Below are 19,258 nucleotides of genomic sequence, written 5' to 3'. Positions count from 1 at the left end.
CGGCCCGCGTTCGCACCGGCCGGTGCACGATCTTTTCTTGGATGGCGTAGCACCCAATGTCTTGGTTCGAATCACTCATCCTCGGACTCGTCCAGGGGCTGACCGAGTTCCTGCCCATCTCCTCCAGCGCGCATCTGCGGCTGACCGCCGCCTTCGCGGGCTGGCACGACCCGGGTGCGGCGTTCACCGCGATCACCCAGATCGGTACGGAGGCGGCGGTCCTCATCTACTTCCGCAAGGACATCGCCCGGATCGTCTCGGCGTGGTTCCGCTCGCTGACGAACAAGGCGATGCGCTCCGACCACGACGCGAAGATGGGCTGGCTGGTGATCGTCGGTTCGATCCCCATCGGTGTCCTCGGGCTGGTGTTCAAGGATCAGATCGAGGGGCCGTTCCGTGATCTGCGGCTGATCGCGACGACGCTGATCGTGATGGGCGTCATCCTCGGTGTCGCGGACCGGCTGGCGGCGCGCGACGAGTCGGGCGGCAAGCACCGCGCCGTCAGGGAGCGCAAGTCGCTGAAGGAGCTGGGCGTCAGGGACGGTCTGATCTTCGGGTTCTGCCAGGCCCTGGCGCTGGTTCCGGGTGTCTCGCGCTCGGGTGCCACGATCAGCGGTGGTCTGCTGATGGGCTACACCCGTGAGGCGGCGGCGCGTTACTCGTTCCTGCTGGCCATCCCGGCCGTACTGGCCTCGGGAGTCTTCGAGTTGAAGGACGTGGGCGGCCAGGGCGGCCATATCTCGTGGGGGCCGACGATCTTCGCGACCGTCATCGCCTTCGGTGTCGGATACGCCGTCATCGCGTGGTTCATGAAGTTCATCACCACCAAGAGCTTCATGCCGTTCGTGATCTACCGGATCGCGCTCGGCATCGTCATCTTCTTCCTCGTCGGTACGGACGCCCTGAGCCCGCACGCGGGCGAGTCCGGCGGCTGACCGTACGGCCGCGGCCGTACGGGGGCACACACTGAGGGCATGAGTAACTACCAGGGACCGGCGACCCTCATCGTCGGCGCCATCGAGATCTCGGTCGTGGCCACACTGAGCGGCGACCGGTCCGGCGGTGCCGGCGCGTGGGGCGGCAGCGTCCAGACCGAAGGGGCCGCGGACGGTCTCTACGAGCCCTCCGCCGACGACGGCATGCGGATCCGGCTGCCCGACGGACGGGAGGGCAGCGTCCTGGCCACACGTACGGCCATCGGCAGCGGACGGATGCGGATCTCGGGGAGCGGCGACATCCCCTTCTGACGGGTTGTGTACGGATCCGGGCGACGTTGTGTGCGCACGGTGTGCTCAAGGCCACGTTCGCCCGCCTCCCGGCCTCCGGCGGCCGGGAGGCGGTCGGATCCCTTGGCGGAACTGGGCTCCTGGCTGACGCACCGTGGGGTTGCCTTCTCGGTGTGTGAGCTATGCCGCTCCCGGAACGGCGCGCGAACGGTACGGCGGCCCGTACCGTTGCCGTATGTCCACAACTTCCTCCTCCGCTCCCGCGGCGTCCGGCGCCGTCGCGGCCAACGAGCGCATCCGCGCCCTGGTCGACGCCGCGGACGGCACGTGGCCGGCCGAGGAGTACGAAGTCCTGCTGCAGGAATGGGCGGCGGCCTTGAACGACTCGGTCAACAAGGCCGCTTAGGGGCGCACGCCCAGGGGCGCGTTTCGACAGTCGGGCATCGGGCCCGGCCACGCGGTGACACCGCGTGGCCGGGCCTTTCCCGTGAAGGGGCCCGTCCCGGGCACCGGCGGGTGACCCGCCGCTCGACCCGCCGCTCGACCGGATGATCGACAATTCCGCTCAGCCCTTGGCCTGGCGCCTCAACTGCCCGAGACTGACCGGATGACGCAGCGTGTGGATCTCGCGACCGTGATGGACCGACTGGCCATCGATGAGGTGATCAGCGGTTACGCGATGGCCGTGGACGATTCCGACTGGCCCGGCTTTCTGGCCCTGTTCACCCCCCAAGGGAGGGCCGACCACCGTGCCGCCGGCGGAATCGAGGGATCGGCCGCCGAGGTCGCCGACTGGCTCGCCGGTGTCCTGGGCCGCTTTCCCGTACGCCAGCATCTGATCGGCAACCGCAGACTGGCCTTCCAGGATCTCGGCGGATATCCGGGTGACCGCGCCGAGGTCCGGGCCGACTGTCTGATCACGATGTTCCCGGAGTCCGGCGCGGAGAGCGTCACCGTGAGCCGCTACACCTTCGGCCTCTCCCGTACGGAGGACGGCTGGCGACTGCACAGCGTGGTGGCGCGTGAGAAGGCGCGGCACGGCGCGGGCGCCACGGCTGACGGCTGACGGCTGGCGCGACCGCTCGGCTGACGGTCGGGCGGTCGGGCGCGACACGGACTGACGCGCCGGGAGCGCTCTGTCCTGCGGCGCGCTCCCTCCCTCACACTGATCGCCAAGGCACCGTTCGCACCGCCGGCCGGTGCCGCCGATCTGCGACGCTCACGAGTGGGACGAGGTGGCGCGGCATGCGGGCTTCGGCCGTTCGGCGCGAGACATGGGTCCGCCGCTCCACGTCGCCGTTGTGGCGCGGCGTGGTGGCCGTCATGGCCGGCGCCCTGCCCGCGCTCTCCTTCCCCGAACCGGGCCTGTGGTGGCTCGCGTACGGAGCACTCGTCCCCTGGATGCTGCTCGTGCGTACGGCTCCGACAGGCCGGCGCGCGGCCCTGGACGGCTGGCTCGGCGGGCTGGGTTTCATGCTCGCCGTCCATCACTGGCTGATGCCGAGCCTGCATGTGTTCATCGTGCTGCTGGCCGGGCTGCTGGGGCTGTTGTGGGCGCCCTGGGGCTGGCTGGTGCGCGTGATGCTCGGCGGGCGTCCGTCGCTCCGGCGCACGGCCGCCGCGCTGGTGGTCGTGCCGTCCGGCTGGCTGATGATCGAGACGGTGCGGTCCTTCGAGGGCCTGGGCGGTCCCTGGGGGCTGCTGGGCGCCAGTCAGTGGGAGGTCGCCCCCGCGCTGCGGTTCGCCTCGGTGGGCGGCGTATGGCTGGTGAGCCTGCTGGTGGTCGCCGTGAACACCGCGCTGGCCGTGCTGGTGACGGTCTCCACGGCCCGTACGGTCGCCGTCTCGGGGCTGGTGGCGTGCGCGGTCGCCGTGTCCTGCGCGTGGGTGTGGGCGCCGCGGCCCGAGCGGACGGGGCAGACGCGCGTCGCCGTCGTGCAGCCGGGAGTCGTCTCCGGTCCGGACAGCGTCGAGCGGCGTTTCGACCGCAGCGAGGAGCTGACCCGCTCGCTGGCCGGACGGGATCTCGATCTCGTCGTATGGGGCGAGAGCAGCGTCGGCGACGATCTCGCCGCCCGGCCCGATCTGGCGGCGCGCGTCGCCGTGCTGTCACGCCGGGTGGACGCCGAGATCCTGGTCAACGTGGACGCCGCGGGCACGGACGGGACGGGGCGCACGGGGATCTTCAAGAGCGCGGTGCTGGTGGGTCCGAACGGCCTGACGGGCGATCGGTACGACAAGATGCGGCTGGTGCCGTTCGGCGAGTACGTCCCGGCGCGCTCGGCGCTCGGCTGGGCGACGTCGGTCGGCAAGGCGGCGGGCGAGGACCGCAGGCGCGGCACGCGCCAGGTGGTCATGGTCCTGCCGGAAGAGGGCCAAGGCGGGCTGCGGCTGGGCCCGTTGATCTGCTTCGAGTCGGCGTTCCCCGACATGAGCCGCCAACTCGCCAGGGACGGCGCGCAGTTGCTCGTCGCGCAGTCGTCCACGTCGACGTTCCAGCACAGTTGGGCGCCGGAGCAGCACGCCTCGCTGGCGGCGCTGCGGGCGGCCGAGACGGGCCGGCCCACCGTGCACGCCACGCTCACCGGCGTCAGCGCGGTGTACGGACCGGGGGGCGGGCGGGTCGGCGCGCGGATCGGCACGGGAAGCGCCGCGAGCGCCGTGTACGAGCTTCCGCTGACGCGCGGCACCACCGCGTACGTCAAGTACGGCGACTGGCCGCTGTACGGCGCGCTGGCCGTGCTCGCGGCCCTGTGCTCCGCCGAGGGCGCGCGCTCGCTCAGACGGCCGGCGTCCGCGCCGCCAGTACCACCCGTTCACACAACTCGTGCGTAGCCAGCGCGTCGCGCGCGCTGAGCGTCTTCCCGGCGCGTACGGCGTCCAGGAACGCCAGCACGCACTGCTCGATCCCGCGCTGTTTGGGCACCGGCACCCAGTCGCCGCGCCGGCGCACGCTGGGCTGGCCCTTGTGGTCCACGATCTCGGCGAGATTGTGGACGGCCCGCTTGGTGTCCTGGCCGGAGACCTCGAGGATTTCCTCGGTCGAACCGTTCATCCGGTTCATCATGCCGATGGCGGTGAAGCCGTCGCCGGAGAGCTGGAGCACCACATGGTGCGTCAGGCCGTCGCGCGCGCGGGTGCGTACGTCGATGTGCTCGACGGGGCCGGGGAGCAGGAAGCGCAGGGTGTCCACGACATGGATGAAGTCGTCCAGGACCAGGGTGCGGGCGTCCTCGGGCAGACCGATGCGGTTCTTCTGCATGAGGATCAGATCGCGCGGATGTTCCAGGCACTGGGCGTACGCGGGCGCGAAGCGCCGGTTGAAGCCGACGGCCAGGCTGGTCCCGCGCTCCTCGGCGAGGGCCACCAGGCGCTCGGAGTCGCCGAGTTCGTACGCGAGGGGCTTGTCCACGAAGGTCGGTACGCCGGCCTCCAGGAGTTGGGTGACGATCTCGGCGTGGGCGGAGGTCGGCGCGTGGACGAACGCGGCGTCCAGACCCTGGGCGAGCAGCGACTCGAGGTCGGCGTGGCGCCGCTCGTCGGGGATGTGGTGGATCTCGCCGATCCGCGCGAGGGTGGCCGGAGTACGGGTCTGGAGGTGCAGCTCCGTTCCGGGCAGCGTGGTGAGCACCGGCAGATATGCCTTCTGGGCGATGTCGCCGAGCCCTATGCAGCCGACCTTCACGTGCGTCTCCCTGTTGACTCGCCACGCTCTTGTCTCACGCGGTCTTACGCGGTCCTATGCGCCGGAGCGCTTATCGGCAGCATACGGGCGCTGCGGGGGCCGCCAGTCGGCGACCTCCGCGAAGCCGCGCAGCAGGACGCCGGGGCCCAGCAGGGAAACCGCGGCGATGAGCGTGTTCCGCGCGGCGAGGGCCACGGGGTTGCGGAGCGAGGCGATCCGGCCCATCCGGGCTGACTGCCGGACAAGGGCTGTGGTGCGCGGGAGCCGTGCCTCGGTGTACGTGGCGAGTCCGGCCACGAGATCGGTGCCGTCCCCGGCGGAGCCCGCGTGGTGCGCGAGGACGATGGCGTCCTCGACGGCCTGGTTGCCGCCCTGGCCGAGCGTCGGCAGCATCGCGTGTGCGGCGTCGCCGAGCAGGGCGACACGTCCCGCGTGGTAGGCGGGCAGGGGCAGGGGCATGTGGTGGACGTCGTTGCGCAGAACGCCGTCCGGACCGGCCGCCGCGATGATGCCGGGGACGGGGTGGTGCCAGTCACCGAACCGCCTGAGCAGTTCCGCCTTCTCCCCGTCGGGCGCCCGCTCGCCTTCGGGCGCGGGGGCCATCGCGTACGCGTAGACGCGACCGTCCTTGAGCGGCTGGCTGCCCCAGAGCGCGCCCCGGCCCCAGGTCTCGTGGGGCGCGAAGGGCCGATCGGGCGACGGGACGACGACGCGCCAGGTGGTGAGTCCCGAGTAGCGCGGGCCGGGGTGACCGGGGAACAGCGCGCCGCGTACGCCGGAGCGGACGCCGTCGGCGCCGACGACGAGGGCGGCCTCGATATCGCCGTCGGGGGTGGAGACGACGGCGGCGCGGTCGAGGCCGCCGGGGTCGGCGAGGGCGCCGTTCACCCCGGTCCGTACGGCGTCGGAGGGCAGCGCCGAGGTGAGGATGTCCACGAGCGTGGCGCGGTGCAGCAGGACGACCGGTCCGCCGAATCGCTCGGTGGCTGCGGTGGAGTTGGTACGGGAGAGCCAGCGACCGCCCGGCGTACGCATACCACCGTCGCCCTGCCACGCGGACAGGGCGCGGACCGGGTCGCCGAGGCCGACGACGTCCAGCGCGCGCTGCGCGTTGGGCGTCAGGCTGATGGCGGCGCCGACCGGGGTGAGGGCTGGGGCGCGTTCCAGGACGGTGACGGCCCAGCCCCGCCGGCGCAAGGCCACCGCCGCGGCCAGTCCGCCGATTCCGCCGCCGACGACAACGGCCCGGGTCGGGTCCATGGCCCCTCCTCAAGACGGGAAACTACGCCTGTAGTGTCACCGTCGAGCCTACTACATCCGTAGTGAATCCATGGCAGGCCATAGATTGAGCCCATGCCCACACGCTCCACCGGCGTCTCCCGCGCCGATCGCATCGCCGACGCCGCCCTGACCCTGCTCGTGGAACGCGGTATGCGCGGGCTGACCCACCGGGCGGTGGACGAGGTCGCCGGACTCCCCCAGGGCTCGACGTCCAACCACGCCCGGACCCGGCAGGCGCTGCTGGAGACGGCGCTGCGCCGGCAGGCCGAGCGTGAACTCCAGGTGCTGGAGCCGGCCGAGATGACAGCCGAGGGCAGCGGCGGCGGTACGGGGGTGGTCGACGCGCTCGCACTGGCGATGCACCGCTATCTCAGCCACCACCCCGAACTGCTGGTCTCGCGCTACGAACTGGCGCTGGAGGCGACCCGGCGGCCGGAGCTGCGGGCGTATTACGACGCGGCGGGCGCGCGATTCCGCGAGCCGCTGGTGGCGATGATGACGGCGGCCGGATCGACGGACCCGCGACGGCACGCGCTGTCGCTGGTGGCCTGGTGCGAGGGGCTGATGTTCTCCTGCGCGGTCGGCTCGTACCACCACGAGGCACCCTCGCTCGAAGAATTGCGCACGGGCTTCACCGAGCTGCTGTGCGGCATGCTCGGCCACGACGGCGAAAGCGCGAGCGACAGCGACAGCATGTGACCACCGCCGGTTCACGACCCGCGCGTCCCCGGTCAACGCCCCAGGGCCACCGCCCTACTCGTCCAGCAGCTCCCGCTCCAGCCGCCCGATCGCGGTCCGTACCCCGTCGTTCCCGTACCCGTCGTCCCCGAGAGCGTTCACCGCGGCGCGTGCCCGGGAGAGATGGAGCCGCGCCGCGTCGGGGCGCTGGAGTTTCACATAGTCGGCGGCCAGGTTGAGATGGAGCGAGGGGTAGAACGCCCGCACCGCCGCCGGCGCGGCACACGCCGTCGCCGGCCCCTCCGCGGCGGTCAGGGCGCGCAGATCCCAGGCCAGTTCGTCGCCGGGGTCGTCCTGCGTGTCCGCCATGTAGTGCGCGAGCGTGCAGCGGTGGAGCGGATCGCCGGACTCGCCGATCTCGGCCCACAGCTCACCGAACCTGTTGCGGGCCTCCTCGCGGTCACCGCCGTGCAGCAGCATGACCGCCTGCCCGATCCTGGTCAGGACGGCGTCCTGTGACACCTCGCGCTGCTCCATCGCTGCCGCCTCCCGCACCCGTCCGGTCGATCCCGTCCGCCCGACGCTAACCGCAGGGACCGGCAATCCCGCACAGGCTCACCCGCCCGGCGCGGACCGCCGGGCAGGCGCCCCCGTGCTGCCCGCACCGCGCGCGGGACCCCGTCAGCCCAGGTCGGGGATGCGCCAGTCGATCGCCTTGTGCCCCTGCGCGGCGATCGCCTCGTTGATCTGGGTGAACGGACGCGAGCCGAAGAACTTCTTCGCCGACAGCGGCGACGGATGCGCGCCCTTCACCACCACATGCCGGCTCTCGTCGATCAGCGGGAGCTTCTTCTGCGCGTAGGCACCCCAGAGCACGAACACCGCGGGATCCGGCCGGGCGTCCACCGCGCGGATCACCGCGTCCGTCACCTGCTCCCAGCCCTTGCCCTTGTGCGAGTTGGCCTCGCCGGCCCGCACCGTCAGAACGGCGTTGAGCAGCAGCACACCCTGCTCGGCCCACGGCATCAGATATCCGTTGTCCGGCACCGGGTGGCCCAGCTCCTCCTTCATCTCCTTGTAGATGTTCCGCAAGGAGGGAGGCGTGCGCACACCGGGCCGCACCGAGAAGCACAGGCCGTGACCCTGTCCCTCGCCGTGGTACGGATCCTGGCCGAGGACCAGGACCTTCACCTGCTCGTACGGCGTGGCGTCGAGTGCGGCGAACACCTCGTCGCGCGGGGGGTAGACCGGCCCCTTCGACCGCTCTTCCTCGACGAACTCGGTGAGCTCCTTGAAGTAGGGCTTCTGCAGCTCGTCGCCGAGGACGCCGCGCCAGGACTCGGGCAGCATGTCGGTGTCGGTCACGTCAACAACCTCCGGTAAGTGATCAGTTGGTCCACTGCTGAACCTACCGGTGACCACTGACAATCGCGGCTGCCGACGACTACCGGACCACTACCAACTGGCCTTGCGGCTGAACTCCCAGAGCTGCATGACCGTCTGCGGGTCGAGCGCCCGCTCGCCGCCGCTGATCTCCTCCGACGCCGCGACGTAGAGCTTGCCCTGCCACAGCGGCAGCAGCCGTACGTCCTCCACGAAGATCTCCTGGGCGCGCTCGAACTGCTCGATGACCGCGCCCCGGTCGCTCTCACGCCGCGACTGCGGCAGCAGCTCCGTGGTGATCTCGGGGCTCTCGTAGGGGGTGCTGAGCGCGTTGTTCTTGCCGACGAAGGGGGCCACGAAGTTGTCGGGGTCCGGGAAGTCGGGGAACCAGCCACGGCCGAAGACCGGGTACTCGCCCTTCTGGAAGCCCGCCTGGAAGTCTTTCCAGGGCTTGCTCTTGAGCGTGATCTTGAAGAGGCCGGACGCTTCGAGCTGGCGCTTGAGTTCGGCGAACTCGGCCACCGTGCCGGAGCCGTAACGGTCGGTCGTGAACCAGAACGTCAGCGGTACGGGCGTTTCGATGCCGGCGTCCTCGAGGATCGTCCGCGCCTTGTCGACGTCCGGGTCGCCGTACTCGTCGAAGAAGCTCGTGGCGTGCCCCGAGATACCCTTGGGGACCATCGAGTACAGCGGCTCGGCCGTGCCCTGGTAGACCTTCGCCACCAGCGCGTCACGGTCGACCACCTGGGCCACGGCCTGCCGTACGGGCAGTTTCGCCGCCGACTCGTCCTTGGGGTTGAACACCAGGTAACGGATGTCGGCGCCGACCGTCTCGATCAGTTGAAGGTGCTGGTTCTCTTCCTTCTTCTGTTCGAGTTCGACGACTTCCTCCGAGGTCAGACCCCGGTATATGACGTCGATCTCCTTCTTCTTCAGGGCTCCGAACATTTTGTCCGAGTCCTGGAAGTACTGGATCTTGACGGCCTTGTTCCTGCGGTCGGCGAAACCCTTGTAGCTGCCGTTCTGGGCCAGTTCGGCATCGCTGCCGGGCGTGTACGACTCAAGTGTGTAGGGGCCGGATCCGGTGAGCTTGCCGTCGTCCCTGAGCTTGTCGGCCGGGTACTCCGCCGGGTCGACGATGGACATCGCGGGGGCGGCGAGAACGAACGGGAACGTGGCGTCCGGCTTCTTCAGGTTGAACGTGACGATCAGATCGCCGTCGGTGGTGACACTCTCGAGAGACGCGAGGAGTCCGTTGGGACCACCGTTCACGTCGATCTTCACGATCCGGTCGAACGAGTGCTTGACGACGTCGGCGTCGATCTTGTGGCCGTTGGAGAACGTCAGTCCCTCGCGCAGCTCACAACGGTAGACTTCGTTGGTCGAGTCCGTGAACTTGCAGTTGTCGGCGGCGTCGGGCTGTGGAGTCGTACTGCCGGTGGGGAAGGCCACCAGGGTCTGGAAGACGTTCCTGTACAGCTCCCACGAGTTGTCCCACGCGGCGGCCGGGTCGAGCGTGCTCGGCTCACTGGTGGTGCCGACCGTGATCTTCTGATCCCCTTCGGAGCTGTCCGCCGAGAACAGGCCACATCCGGCCAGCAGGGATATGGACGCGAGGGCTGCAGCCGCCTGCAGACTGGTCCGGTTGAACACGTGCACGCTCCTTGTTCAGCCACGAGTCGGCCGACCATACCGCAGGGCCCCATCGGTTCAATATGCAGGTCCGATGGGGCACTTGAAGCATTTACTGACAAAACATGTCAGTGCACACCCGCATTGAGGAAAATACCGCCGTCGACCATCAGCGTCTGGCCGGTGATCCAGTCCGACTGGTCGGACGTGAGAAACGCGGCGGCGCCACCGACGTCCTGCGGCGCCCCGAGCCGCCCCAGCGGATACGAGGCCGCGGCCTCGGCCTCCCGGCCCTCGTAGATCGCCTGCGCGAACTTGGTCTTGATCACGGCGGGCGCGATGGCGTTGACCCGGACCCCGGGCGCGAACTCGTGAGCCAACTGGAGGGTCAGATTGACCATCGCCGCCTTGCTCATCCCGTACGCGCCGATGAACGGCGAGGCCGACACCCCCGCGATCGAGGCGATGTTCACGATCGCACCGCCGTGGTCCTTCTGCCAGGCGCGCCAGGTCAACTGCGCGAAGCCGAGGGCCGAGATGACGTTGGTCTCGTAGACCTTGCGCGCCACGTTGAGATCCAGATCGGCGAGCGGGCCGAACACGGGGTTCGTCCCCGCGTTGTTCACCAGATAGTCGACGCGGCCGAACTCCTCCATGGTGCGGTCGACCGCGGCCCCCTGGTGGGCCTCGTCGTGGGCCTTGCCAGGAAAGCCGATCACCCGGTCCGCGCCCAGCCGCTCCACGGCCTCCTTGAGCGCGTCCTCGCCCCGTCCGGTGATGCACACCCGGTCGCCGCGCGCGACCAGGGCTTCGGCGATGCCGTATCCGATGCCGCGGCTGGCGCCGGTGATCAGTGCGACCTTGCCGGTGTCGGGCCGGTCGCCGTCGCGTTGTCCGCTGTCCTGCTGCTGCTGCGTCATGTCCGTCACGCTCCGGTTCAGTTGAGGGGTCCGCCGGCGACGTACAGCACCTGACCGGAGACGAATCCGGCGTCCTCGCCCGTGAAGAAAGCGATCGCGTTCGCGATGTCGTCGGGGACACCGACCCGCTGGACGGGGATCTGGGTGGCCGCCGCCGCCTGGAACTCCTCGAAGCCCATGCCGACGCGGGCGGCGGTCTGGGCGGTCATGTCGGTGACGATGAATCCGGGGGCCACCGCGTTGGCCGTGACGCCGAACTTGCCCAGCTCCTTGGCCAGGGTCTTGGTGAAACCCTGGAGACCGGCCTTGACCGCGGCGTAGTTGGCCTGGCCCCGGTTTCCGAGCGCCGAGCTGGACGACAGGTTGACGATCCGGCCGAACGTGGCCTCCACCATGTGCGCCTGACAGGCACGCGCCATCAGGAACGCGCCCTTGAGGTGCACGTTCATCACGGTGTCCCAGTCGGACTCGCTCATCTTGAACAGGAGGTTGTCGCGGAGCACGCCCGCGTTGTTGACGAGGATCGTGGGCGCGCCCAGTTGGGCCGCGACGCGCGCGACGGCGGCCTCCACCTGGGCGGCGTCGGAGACGTCGCAGCCGACCGCGAGGGCCTTGCCGCCCGCGGCGGTGATCGTGCCGACGGTCTCGGCGCAGGCCGCCTCGTCCAGGTCGAGTACGGCGACGGCCCGGCCCTCGGCCGCGAGACGTACGGCGCTCGCGGCGCCAATGCCCCGCGCCGCCCCGGTCACGACGGCGACACGCTGCTCGGTGGTGGACATGCTGCTTCTCCTCGCCCTTGAATCGCGGCGCCGGCACGAGTGCTGAGCGACCGCTTAGTATCAGCCGTCGTGACGCTAGAAGCCCTGCAACCCGGTGTCAACGGCCCACGGGCGGACGGCGCTATGTGTCAGACACGGCCTAACGCACCAGCAGGTCCAGCAACCGCTCGACCTCGGCCTCCGGGTCCAGCGTCAGCCCCGTGTGTACGGGACCGGGCTGGACGACCGTCGAGCGTGGGGCGATCAGCCAGCGGAACCGCCTCCCCGCGTCGTCGCGCGCGGCCTGTCCGGCGGGGTCCCCACCGGCGGCGACGTCCTCGACGGCGCACAGCGCGGCCCGTACCCCCGCCACATCGGCGTCCGGCGCCAGCGCCATGAGCCGGGGCTCGTCCAGATGCGTACGGGCGGCCACGAACGACCTGGCGCGGCAGTACACCAGCACGCCCGCGTTGATGAACTCCCCTCGCTCGACCCTCGGCACCACGCGCAGCGGCGCGTACTCGAACACCACGCGTGCGTTCACCGGGCCCCACCTCCGGTCAGCCAGCCGGGCGCCTGTGAGGGGCGCGTCTTGGTGGGCGCGTCGAGCGTCAGGCGCTCGTGGATGGTCGCCGCGCGCGGCAGCAGCGCCGCCACGTAGGCGCGGCGCAGCGCGTCGGTGTTGTCGAAGCCGGGCTCGTCCACGAGCCATTCGTCCGGCACCTCGGCGGCGACCTCGGTCAGCAGCTCCTCGGTGACCAGCGGCGCGAGTTCGGCGGCGGCCGAGGCGATGTCGGGGCGGAAGGGCGCGAGGACATGGTCGGACGCGTCGTACGGCTTCGCGGCCGATGCCTGGGCACCCGGCCAGTTGTGGTGCCAGATCATGGTGGCGCCGTGATCGATGAGCCACAGATCGCCGTGCCAGACAAGCATGTTGGGGTTGCGCCAGGAGCGGTCGACGTTGTTGATGAGCGCGTCGAACCACACGACACGGCCCGCCTCGGCCGGCCCCACCTCGTAGGCGAGCGGATCGAAGCCGAGCGATCCGGGCAGGAAGTCCATCCCCAGGTTCAGCCCGCCGCTCGCCTTCAGCAGCTCCTGCACCTCCTGGTCGGGCTCCCCGAGACCGATGACGGGGTCGAGCTGCATGGTGACCAGCTCCGGCACCCGCAGCCCGAGCCGCCGCCCCAACTGCCCGCAGATGACCTCGGCGACGAGCGTCTTGCGACCCTGCCCGGCGCCGGTGAACTTCATGACGTACGTCCCCAGATCGTCGGCCTCGACAATCCCGGGAAGCGACCCGCCCTCACGCAAGGGCGTGACGTAGCGGGTCGCAGTGACCTCATTCAGCACTTTCTCAGGCCACCCATCTGTTCACCCTTGGAACCCACGACCACTTCCAAGTGAGCATAGTAACCGAGGGTGATGACCGGTGAGGTTCAGTCTTCGGCCATGGGCCAGGTCTCCCTGACCAGGGCCTCGGCCTCGGCCTCAGTGGGACGCTTTCGCTCGTCCTTCCCGGCGATCCGGAGAACGACGCTGTTGCCGTCCCCCTCCAAGCGGATCAGGTCGATCGGATCCTCAGCCATGGCTGCCCCTCCCACCTCGCGTATGCGGCCGAACATTAGTCGTCGGCGTCGACTCGGGAGGGACCCGCCGAGCGCCACCGCGCCGCGAGAACCCGCGGCTACATTCGCCTGCCATGCGATCACGTGAGTACGACGAGGTCGATGAGGAGCCGGACGACCGTTACCCGGTGGAGTGCGAGTCCCGGTTACTGACCGAACGTGGTACGGCCAACGACGGTCCGCAGCAGGGAGATTGGTGTCAGAACGAACGCGACTGGCCTGAAGCCCTGGCTGTGCTCGGGCTGTCCGTGCCGGTGTCGGTCGTTGGTGTGGTGCTCTTTACGAGCGGCAGTGTGAGTATCCGGATGAGTGCCCACGCCGAGGCGATGCGCGAACTGGCCAAGTACGCGGACGCACGGGACGCGTAGCCTCGGATGGCCAGGGTCGGCGAGCGCCGCGTCGGCGAGCGTTGTGTCAACCAGTTGGCGTACCTGCGGGGTGCGGAATCCGTCATCGCCCAGCTCGTCCGCATGGTTCTCGTACCAGGCCATCACCGGCAGCACGGCCGGCAGGCTCCCCGGCGGCGCACCGGCGGCCGACCTCTCGGCGAGCTCCCGCGCGAGTCTCTTCGATCCTCGCCATTTCGCGGTCCGGTATTGAAGGGCACTGCCGTGCGCTTCGAAGTGATGCGGCGGGCTCCCAGCGCCCCCGGCTCGCGGCCCTGCACGCGCGCTGCAACGGGGCGTCGGGGCCGCCCATAGGCGATTCGCAGCTCGCGCCGCGAAATTCAGATAGTCACGCCACCGGAACACCCTCCGGGGTGGTTTATCAATTCCTATTGCTCACACCCGACCGACTGGGGAATTCCCTAGGGAAGATGCACGGTAAGTGCGCAAACGAAGGGGGATCACCATGAACACCTTCCATCGGTCCATCGTCGCAGCCCTGACCACCGCGGCAACGGTCTGTTCAGCTCTCGCGCTGGCTCCGACGGTCCAGGCTGACGCTCTCGCAGGGCCGCTGGTCATCGGGCAGAACCAGGACCTCGGCGGTGCTCAATGGCGCTACACGGAGAGCAAAACGAGCCTCGGCGCCGCAGGCGACCAGGCGAGCTCGGTGAAGAACCAGGACGTGGTTGCCTGGGTGCTGTACGACGACACCAGCCACAGGGACCGCCATTACTGCATCCCGGCCACCGGATACATTCCGAATCTCCATGACAAGAAGTGGAACTTCGGCGACAAGATCTCTTCCGTCAAGCGCCTGGGCTCCAACAGTTGCCGGGGTTACCCGACTTTCTGAACCGTAGAGCTGGGCCGCCCGGTCAGCAGGAACCTCGCGCGGGTTGCTCCCAGTTGGCGAGTGATGGTGTGAGGAATGAGCGGTGGGGGCGCGCGCCGGTGGTAGTGGTGGAGGTGATCAGCCGATCAGTTACCTGTTGGTGGCGCCATCCGGGTGGGAACTGGCGTTTCCCGAGCCGGAACAGGGCCTCACCGGGCTGTCCCCGTGCCATGAAGGTGTCCAACCGGCGAAACACAAGCCGGGGTTCACCGAAAACAAGAGGAACCGTCATGAGCGCACCACACGCCGGGCACCGGGCCATCTCCGTACTCGCCGGGGTTCTGCTGGCCGGGACGGCCCTGGCCGCCCCGGCCGTCGCCACAGGCCACCAGTCGGGCCCTGGCCCGGCATCCGTCACCACGCAGGGCGAGCCCTCCGCGGCGTTCGTCCACAAGGGCCGGGTCATCGCGAAGCCGGCCGTCAACGTGCGCAAGAACCCGAACACCAGCAGGCCGCCCCTGTACTCCATCCCGTACGGCACCGTCATCGAGCTGAAGTGCAAGGTCAACGGTGAGTCCGTGGACGGCAACCCCCGCTGGTACCTGCTGGAGGACGAAAGCGGGTGGGTCGCCGCCCGCTGGGTCGAGAACATCACCGCGGCACCCGGCAAGTGCTGAAGGTGACCCGCTGACCCATCTCCCCGCGCGCCCCTCGTCCTGGACGGGGGGCGCCGCGGTCTTGCCCGACAACCCCGGCGGGCCGGGGGACACTCACGGCCCCACCCCGCACCCGCGTCGCGGGTGAACCCTGCGCGAGCGCGTCATCGGGCAGGGGCGATGCGCCGGGCTGCGGGTGGCCGCCGCCCGAGCCGGGGTGATCAGCCCGCATCGTATCCGACAGCGACGTCCACGACCCACGTGACGCCGAAGCGGTCCTTGAGCATGCCGTAGAGGGGCGCCCACCGGGCGGGGCTCAGCGGTTGCAGGACGGTCGCGCCCTCGGTGAGCTTGTCCCAGTACGCGGTGACCTCCTCGGCCGTGTCGCCGCGCAGCGAGAGGAAGAACGCGTTCGTGCCCTGGTCCCACGGCTGACTCGAGGGGACGTCGTACGCCATCACCCGGAATCCGTTGTCGGCGGCGACCTGGCCCCACATCACCTGGTCCGCCTCCGTCGGGTCCTGGATGTTTCCGGCGTCCTTGTAGGTGACCACGGTCAGTTGCCCATCGAAAACGGACTGGTAGAAGGTCAGTGCTGCGCGGGCGTCGCCTCGGAAGTTCAGGTGGGTCACTGCGTTGACGGACATGTTGGCTCCTTGCCTTTGGTGAACACAGATCCGGATGGTCACGCGTCCCGGCCTCAGGGCCCGTGAGGCGCATCGGCTGCGGGTCCTGTCCGGGTCGGTGACCACAGTCGCAGCAGAAGCGGTCAGGTTGTGGCCGCTTCTCGGGGCACCATGGAGACCATGCAGAAGACTTCCGCACGGCTGCTGTCGTTGCTCTCGCTGCTCCAGACGCGCCGGGACTGGCCGGGCGCGCTGCTGGCCGAGCGGCTGGACATCAGCCCGCGCACCGTGCGCCGTGACATCGACCGGCTGCGCGAGCTCGGCTATCCCATCGTGACCAGCAAGGGCCCGGACGGCGGATACCGGCTCGGCGCCGGCACGCAACTGCCCCCCTTGCTGTTCGACGACGAGCAGGCCGTCGCCCTGGCCATCGCACTGCGGATCGCCGCCGGCAGCGGCGCCGGCATCGAGGAAGCCGCGGCCCGCGCGCTGACCACCGTCCGGCAGGTCATGCCCGCCCGGCTGCGCCACCGGATCGACACCCTCCACGTCACCGCCGTCGAACGGCCCACGACCCACCCGGCCCCGCAGGTCGACAGCACCGTGCTCATGACACTCAGCGCCGCCGTCCATGCCCACGAGACGCTGCGCTTCGACTACTCCTCCGCATCTGCGCGGCGCTCCGACGACAACAGCACCTCCGCGCCTCCACCGCGCAAGGCGGAACCCCATCACCTGGTCACGTGGGGCGGACGCTGGTACCTCGTCGCCTGGGACCTCGACCGCGAGGACTGGCGCACCTTCCGCGCCGACCGGATCACCCCGCGCACCCCCACCGGCCCGCGTTTCCTCCCCCGCGAACTGCCCGGGGGCGACGTGGCCGCCTTCGTCGTCGGCAGGTTCCAGGGGGCGGACGGCTCCGGTGACCGGCCCTGCCGCGGTGAGGTGGTCCTCGGCCGGCCCGCGTCCGACGTGGCCCCGTACGTCCACGACGGAGTCGTCGAAGAACTCGGGCCGCACCACTGCCGACTCATCCTGAGCTCGTGGTCATGGCCCGCCCTCGCCGCCGCCCTCGGCAGGTTCGACGCCGACATCACAGTCGTCGGCCCCGCGGACCTCAAAGACGCGTTCGCACGCCTGACCCGCCGCTACGCCGACGCCGCGACGGCACCTTTTACGTAGCTTGGCCGTGGATCCGCCGCGACGTGGTGCACCGCGGCGCCCTGCCGTCATCCTTCGGTCGCACGGCTCCATCGCCTTCAGGCGGAGCCGAATCCGGCCCGTGGAGCGATGCTCGGCGAGGACCGAGCACGCAGCCGCTCCAGCACACCGAAGAACCCACTTCCGCCCGCCCCGGACGGCTCCGCGCCGCATGGCGGGCCGCCCACGACCCCGTTGCCGGAGTGTCCCGACGGATGCAAGTACCTCCTCCGAGATCAGGGGCACGACGATCCAGGGCGGCGAACCGGCACCCGGCGCCCCGAACCTGGCCACCGGCTGGGAGGCCGCCTGGTACCGCTTCTGCTACGCACCGTTGATCCTGTGGGCGCCGTTGCCGGTCGCGCTCACGGTCGCGTACTGGAAGCGCCTTCGCGCGGCTGGGAACGCGCCTGCGGAGGCGTGAGTGCCGGTCAGTGGCCGGATCGCCGTATGCATCAGGTGTTGCGCTCGGTGGCTGCTCCGAAGCCATCGTCCGGGGCATCGGGGTCTGGAGGCATGCACCTGTGTGTACTGGTCCAGATACCCGGCCTTCTCCAGGAGCGGTTCAGGGGTGTCGGTGATGCGGAAAGTGAAGGTGGTACCCGTCGGTTCGGCCTGCGGAGAGCGGTCTGGCCTGGTGACCTGGGTGGGAGACGACCGTCCCTGACTGGGGGTGTGGGAGACCGATCGTGTCGCGCCAGGTCTGGATGCAGATCGAGGTGATGAGCTGCGGCCAGCGGCGTCGTTTTCCGACGCGGCCGATGTCCCATGGCGGCCCCAGCGTCGCCGCGATGTCGGGCGTCCACCAGGTTGTTCGGTGACATGGCAGGCAGGTCCGGAGCCTGGGGTGTCTGCGGGCAGATGCGGCGTTCTGGCGCCGCAGGCGCACGTTCGGGCGCGTAGCTTGGCCGCGCCTGCCAGCAGGGAAGGCCGACTGGCCCGGATGCTGTCGGGAGAGGACGTGGGTTCCGGTCCGGGCCCCACTGAGCGTCAGTCGGGCAGGGGCACACGGATGACGGGGTCGAAGGGGCGCTTGTTGAAACCGCTGCGCACGTTGCGGCAGCTTGGCGCCTTGCACATGAAGAACTCCTCGACGGTTCTCCGGCCCGTGCGGTTCTTGAGCCATGCTTTCTCGTTCCCCGTGAGGGGACGGTGGGATTCGTCCGAGTCGCAGGTGTAGCAGAACATGACGTCGGGTGGCACGACACCTCCTGAAACTGGTGGATGAGCCGAACCTGGAGCATATGCGGGCGTGTTGGGCATCTGACAGGGACCAACCGGCCGTCTCCCAGGTGGCGAGCTGCCGAAACACGTCAACCAGAGAGTGGTGGCGCCGTACGAGCCGCCCTGTGAGGTTGCGTTCGGTGAGCCCGCCGTTGGCGATGTTGAAGTTCTTCCGGGTGCCGTCGTCGGCAGCGGCACCCCTCGCACGCGCGCGATGTCGGCGCATGCGAGGAATTGCGGACACGCCGAACCGCCGGTCGGCTCACGCCGACCGGATACATGTTTGAGACCCCCTGCGAACACGGCGTTCACCCGGGCACTTCACTGCCCGAACGGAAGCGGGTGATTTCTAATCACTGATCTACGCGCGCGTCAAGGGACGGAACAATTGGGGCAGTTGGCCACCGATACCGAGGAAGATTCGCCCGCTTTCTCCTCGCGGTGGAAACGTCTGCCGCTTCTGGGGTATAACCGCCCGGCTCCCCGCCGAGCGGATTCGCGGAGCTGAACAACGCCTCAGGAAAGCCGGGACGACCCATGCCACCGACCGAACAGCCGGAGCCCGCGGCACCGGACGCCTCCGCGCCCGAGTCCCCCGCGCCCGAGTCCCCCGCACCGGACTCCCCCGCGCCCGACGCCTCATCCCCACCGGCGCCGACACCCGGCCCCGAGCGGGCCGGTGGGCGCGTCGACCGGCGCGGCACAGCGGTCGGGGCCGTGATCACCGCCGCCTGTGCGGCGCTCGTCCTGTACGGGGTGTTCGACACCCCGCAGAAGCGGCCCGCCCCGAAGAGGCCGACGGCCGCGGTGACGTACGAGGTCACGGGCGAGGGCGTCGCCGACCTGACCTACCAGGCCCGCAGCGCCTCCGGGAAGGCTGTCGTGGTCCGCGGCGTCTCGCTGCCGTGGAAGAAGACCGTGCGCGTCCCTCTGGGCAAGCCCCCCATCGTCACGATCACGCTCGATGCCAAGGGCGGGCGGGCCACCTGCGCGCTCGCCGTACGCGGCCGGCACGTCCAGACCGCGACCGCCTACGGCACCTACGGGCGCGCCACCTGCCAGGGCGAACTGCCCGCCCCCGAGAGCACCACGGACACGCCCGTGTCGGCACAGGGAGAATGATGGCTCTGACCGCGAGTG

General features: G+C 69.9%; 23 protein-coding genes. 11 read left to right on the top strand and 12 right to left on the bottom strand.

From position 1 onward, the window contains the following. Positions 1–56 precede the first annotated feature (56 nt). From OG329_RS36405 to lnt, 5 genes are all read left to right on the top strand, one after another. Positions 57–935, top strand: coding sequence for an undecaprenyl-diphosphate phosphatase (locus OG329_RS36405; protein ID WP_405800932.1), 879 nt, complete (start codon positions 57–59; stop codon positions 933–935). A gap of 39 nt (positions 936–974) precedes the next feature. Next, the gene (locus OG329_RS36400; RefSeq protein ID WP_405800931.1) at positions 975–1,247 is read left to right on the top strand and encodes a DUF4873 domain-containing protein; all 273 of its coding nucleotides are present in this window, start codon (positions 975–977) and stop codon (positions 1,245–1,247) included. Between the two features lie 214 nt (positions 1,248–1,461). Next, entirely contained in the window at positions 1,462–1,632 is a 171-nt protein-coding gene (locus tag OG329_RS36395; protein WP_405800930.1) for a hypothetical protein, read from the top strand. 201 nt (positions 1,633–1,833) lie between these two features. Then, positions 1,834–2,292 carry a nuclear transport factor 2 family protein gene (locus OG329_RS36390; RefSeq protein ID WP_405800929.1) on the top strand — a complete coding sequence of 153 codons (459 nt, stop codon included), beginning with the start codon at positions 1,834–1,836 and terminating at the stop codon, positions 2,290–2,292. Positions 2,293–2,471: 179 nt separating this feature from the next. Then, positions 2,472–4,061 (top strand): apolipoprotein N-acyltransferase, encoded by a 1,590-nt coding sequence (lnt, locus tag OG329_RS36385; protein WP_405800928.1) that lies wholly within the window; start codon positions 2,472–2,474, stop codon positions 4,059–4,061. Here lnt and OG329_RS36380 read toward each other — a convergent pair. Both OG329_RS36380 and OG329_RS36375 read right to left on the bottom strand, forming a co-directional pair. Beyond that, entirely contained in the window at positions 4,006–4,911 is a 906-nt protein-coding gene (locus tag OG329_RS36380; RefSeq protein WP_405800927.1) for a Gfo/Idh/MocA family protein, read from the bottom strand. The two genes, lnt and OG329_RS36380, sit on opposite strands and share 56 nt — an antisense overlap. A gap of 54 nt (positions 4,912–4,965) precedes the next feature. Continuing rightward, the gene (locus OG329_RS36375; protein ID WP_405800926.1) at positions 4,966–6,171 is read right to left on the bottom strand and encodes an FAD-dependent monooxygenase; all 1,206 of its coding nucleotides are present in this window, start codon (positions 6,169–6,171) and stop codon (positions 4,966–4,968) included. 93 nt (positions 6,172–6,264) lie between these two features. On the opposite strand from OG329_RS36375, the gene OG329_RS36370 reads away from it, so the two are divergent. Further along, entirely contained in the window at positions 6,265–6,891 is a 627-nt protein-coding gene (locus OG329_RS36370) for a TetR/AcrR family transcriptional regulator (protein ID WP_405800925.1), read from the top strand. Positions 6,892–6,945: 54 nt separating this feature from the next. Here the strand turns inward: OG329_RS36370 and OG329_RS36365 are convergent, their stop codons facing one another. The 8 genes from OG329_RS36365 to OG329_RS36330 all read right to left on the bottom strand — a co-directional run bounded on the left by OG329_RS36365 (position 6,946) and on the right by OG329_RS36330 (position 13,152). After that, positions 6,946–7,407: a hypothetical protein gene (locus OG329_RS36365; RefSeq protein WP_405800924.1), complete on the bottom strand. Its 462-nt coding sequence runs from the start codon at positions 7,405–7,407 to the stop codon at positions 6,946–6,948. Positions 7,408–7,551: 144 nt separating this feature from the next. Continuing rightward, positions 7,552–8,235, bottom strand: a complete 684-nt coding sequence (locus OG329_RS36360) for a uracil-DNA glycosylase (protein ID WP_405800922.1) — start codon at positions 8,233–8,235, stop codon at positions 7,552–7,554. 90 nt (positions 8,236–8,325) lie between these two features. Beyond that, positions 8,326–9,906, bottom strand: a complete 1,581-nt coding sequence (locus OG329_RS36355) for an ABC transporter substrate-binding protein (protein ID WP_405800920.1) — start codon at positions 9,904–9,906, stop codon at positions 8,326–8,328. A 107-nt stretch (positions 9,907–10,013) separates the two neighbouring features. Then, positions 10,014–10,805: an SDR family oxidoreductase gene (locus tag OG329_RS36350; RefSeq protein ID WP_405800919.1), complete on the bottom strand. Its 792-nt coding sequence runs from the start codon at positions 10,803–10,805 to the stop codon at positions 10,014–10,016. A gap of 17 nt (positions 10,806–10,822) precedes the next feature. After that, positions 10,823–11,584, bottom strand: a complete 762-nt coding sequence (gene fabG, locus OG329_RS36345) for a 3-oxoacyl-ACP reductase FabG (protein WP_405800917.1) — start codon at positions 11,582–11,584, stop codon at positions 10,823–10,825. A 139-nt stretch (positions 11,585–11,723) separates the two neighbouring features. After that, complete coding sequence (locus tag OG329_RS36340) at positions 11,724–12,107, bottom strand: DUF3037 domain-containing protein (RefSeq protein ID WP_405800916.1); 384 nt, start codon at positions 12,105–12,107, stop codon at positions 11,724–11,726. Next, positions 12,104–12,916, bottom strand: coding sequence for a HipA family kinase (locus OG329_RS36335; RefSeq protein WP_405800915.1), 813 nt, complete (start codon positions 12,914–12,916; stop codon positions 12,104–12,106). The genes OG329_RS36340 and OG329_RS36335 overlap by 4 nt, the downstream gene beginning before the upstream one ends. Before the next feature lie 86 nt (positions 12,917–13,002). Further along, positions 13,003–13,152, bottom strand: a complete 150-nt coding sequence (locus OG329_RS36330) for a hypothetical protein (RefSeq protein ID WP_405800914.1) — start codon at positions 13,150–13,152, stop codon at positions 13,003–13,005. 113 nt (positions 13,153–13,265) lie between these two features. Between OG329_RS36330 and OG329_RS36325 the strand changes: the two genes are divergently transcribed. From OG329_RS36325 to OG329_RS36315, 3 genes are all read left to right on the top strand, one after another. Next, positions 13,266–13,559: a hypothetical protein gene (locus OG329_RS36325; RefSeq protein ID WP_405800913.1), complete on the top strand. Its 294-nt coding sequence runs from the start codon at positions 13,266–13,268 to the stop codon at positions 13,557–13,559. Between the two features lie 484 nt (positions 13,560–14,043). Next, positions 14,044–14,433 carry a hypothetical protein gene (locus OG329_RS36320; protein WP_405800911.1) on the top strand — a complete coding sequence of 130 codons (390 nt, stop codon included), beginning with the start codon at positions 14,044–14,046 and terminating at the stop codon, positions 14,431–14,433. Between the two features lie 269 nt (positions 14,434–14,702). Beyond that, positions 14,703–15,089, top strand: coding sequence for an SH3 domain-containing protein (locus OG329_RS36315; RefSeq protein ID WP_405800909.1), 387 nt, complete (start codon positions 14,703–14,705; stop codon positions 15,087–15,089). 200 nt (positions 15,090–15,289) lie between these two features. Here the strand turns inward: OG329_RS36315 and OG329_RS36310 are convergent, their stop codons facing one another. Further along, the gene (locus OG329_RS36310) at positions 15,290–15,715 is read right to left on the bottom strand and encodes a VOC family protein (RefSeq protein ID WP_405800908.1); all 426 of its coding nucleotides are present in this window, start codon (positions 15,713–15,715) and stop codon (positions 15,290–15,292) included. 159 nt (positions 15,716–15,874) lie between these two features. Between OG329_RS36310 and OG329_RS36305 the strand changes: the two genes are divergently transcribed. Beyond that, the gene (locus OG329_RS36305) at positions 15,875–16,876 is read left to right on the top strand and encodes a helix-turn-helix transcriptional regulator (protein ID WP_405800907.1); all 1,002 of its coding nucleotides are present in this window, start codon (positions 15,875–15,877) and stop codon (positions 16,874–16,876) included. 1,008 nt (positions 16,877–17,884) lie between these two features. Here the strand turns inward: OG329_RS36305 and OG329_RS36300 are convergent. After that, positions 17,885–18,082 (bottom strand): hypothetical protein, encoded by a 198-nt coding sequence (locus OG329_RS36300; protein WP_405802202.1) that lies wholly within the window; start codon positions 18,080–18,082, stop codon positions 17,885–17,887. Positions 18,083–18,655: 573 nt separating this feature from the next. On the opposite strand from OG329_RS36300, the gene OG329_RS36295 reads away from it, so the two are divergent. After that, on the top strand, positions 18,656–19,240 hold the full coding sequence (locus OG329_RS36295; protein WP_405800906.1) for a hypothetical protein: 585 nt from the start codon (positions 18,656–18,658) through the stop codon (positions 19,238–19,240). The last annotated feature ends 18 nt before the right edge of the window (positions 19,241–19,258 follow it).

Source organism: Streptomyces sp. NBC_01506, from assembly GCF_045040295.1.
Taxonomy (GTDB): domain Bacteria; phylum Actinomycetota; class Actinomycetes; order Streptomycetales; family Streptomycetaceae; genus Streptomyces.
This window is presented reverse-complemented; position numbering and strand designations above follow the sequence as displayed.

Coding starts and splice junctions, on each gene's coding strand:
- OG329_RS36350 (WP_405800919.1), bottom strand. CDS start 10,805: ATGACGCAGCAGCAGCAGGACAGCGGACAACGCGACGGCGACCGGCCC.
- OG329_RS36310 (WP_405800908.1), bottom strand. CDS start 15,715: ATGTCCGTCAACGCAGTGACCCACCTGAACTTCCGAGGCGACGCCCGC.
- OG329_RS36405 (WP_405800932.1), top strand. CDS start 57: ATGTCTTGGTTCGAATCACTCATCCTCGGACTCGTCCAGGGGCTGACC.
- OG329_RS36395 (WP_405800930.1), top strand. CDS start 1,462: ATGTCCACAACTTCCTCCTCCGCTCCCGCGGCGTCCGGCGCCGTCGCG.
- OG329_RS36325 (WP_405800913.1), top strand. CDS start 13,266: ATGCGATCACGTGAGTACGACGAGGTCGATGAGGAGCCGGACGACCGT.
- OG329_RS36295 (WP_405800906.1), top strand. CDS start 18,656: ATGCCACCGACCGAACAGCCGGAGCCCGCGGCACCGGACGCCTCCGCG.
- lnt (WP_405800928.1), top strand. CDS start 2,472: ATGCGGGCTTCGGCCGTTCGGCGCGAGACATGGGTCCGCCGCTCCACG.
- OG329_RS36400 (WP_405800931.1), top strand. CDS start 975: ATGAGTAACTACCAGGGACCGGCGACCCTCATCGTCGGCGCCATCGAG.
- OG329_RS36330 (WP_405800914.1), bottom strand. CDS start 13,152: ATGGCTGAGGATCCGATCGACCTGATCCGCTTGGAGGGGGACGGCAAC.
- OG329_RS36370 (WP_405800925.1), top strand. CDS start 6,265: ATGCCCACACGCTCCACCGGCGTCTCCCGCGCCGATCGCATCGCCGAC.
- OG329_RS36365 (WP_405800924.1), bottom strand. CDS start 7,407: ATGGAGCAGCGCGAGGTGTCACAGGACGCCGTCCTGACCAGGATCGGG.
- OG329_RS36390 (WP_405800929.1), top strand. CDS start 1,834: ATGACGCAGCGTGTGGATCTCGCGACCGTGATGGACCGACTGGCCATC.
- OG329_RS36320 (WP_405800911.1), top strand. CDS start 14,044: ATGAACACCTTCCATCGGTCCATCGTCGCAGCCCTGACCACCGCGGCA.
- OG329_RS36305 (WP_405800907.1), top strand. CDS start 15,875: ATGCAGAAGACTTCCGCACGGCTGCTGTCGTTGCTCTCGCTGCTCCAG.
- OG329_RS36300 (WP_405802202.1), bottom strand. CDS start 18,082: ATGTTCTGCTACACCTGCGACTCGGACGAATCCCACCGTCCCCTCACG.
- fabG (WP_405800917.1), bottom strand. CDS start 11,584: ATGTCCACCACCGAGCAGCGTGTCGCCGTCGTGACCGGGGCGGCGCGG.
- OG329_RS36315 (WP_405800909.1), top strand. CDS start 14,703: ATGAGCGCACCACACGCCGGGCACCGGGCCATCTCCGTACTCGCCGGG.
- OG329_RS36375 (WP_405800926.1), bottom strand. CDS start 6,171: ATGGACCCGACCCGGGCCGTTGTCGTCGGCGGCGGAATCGGCGGACTG.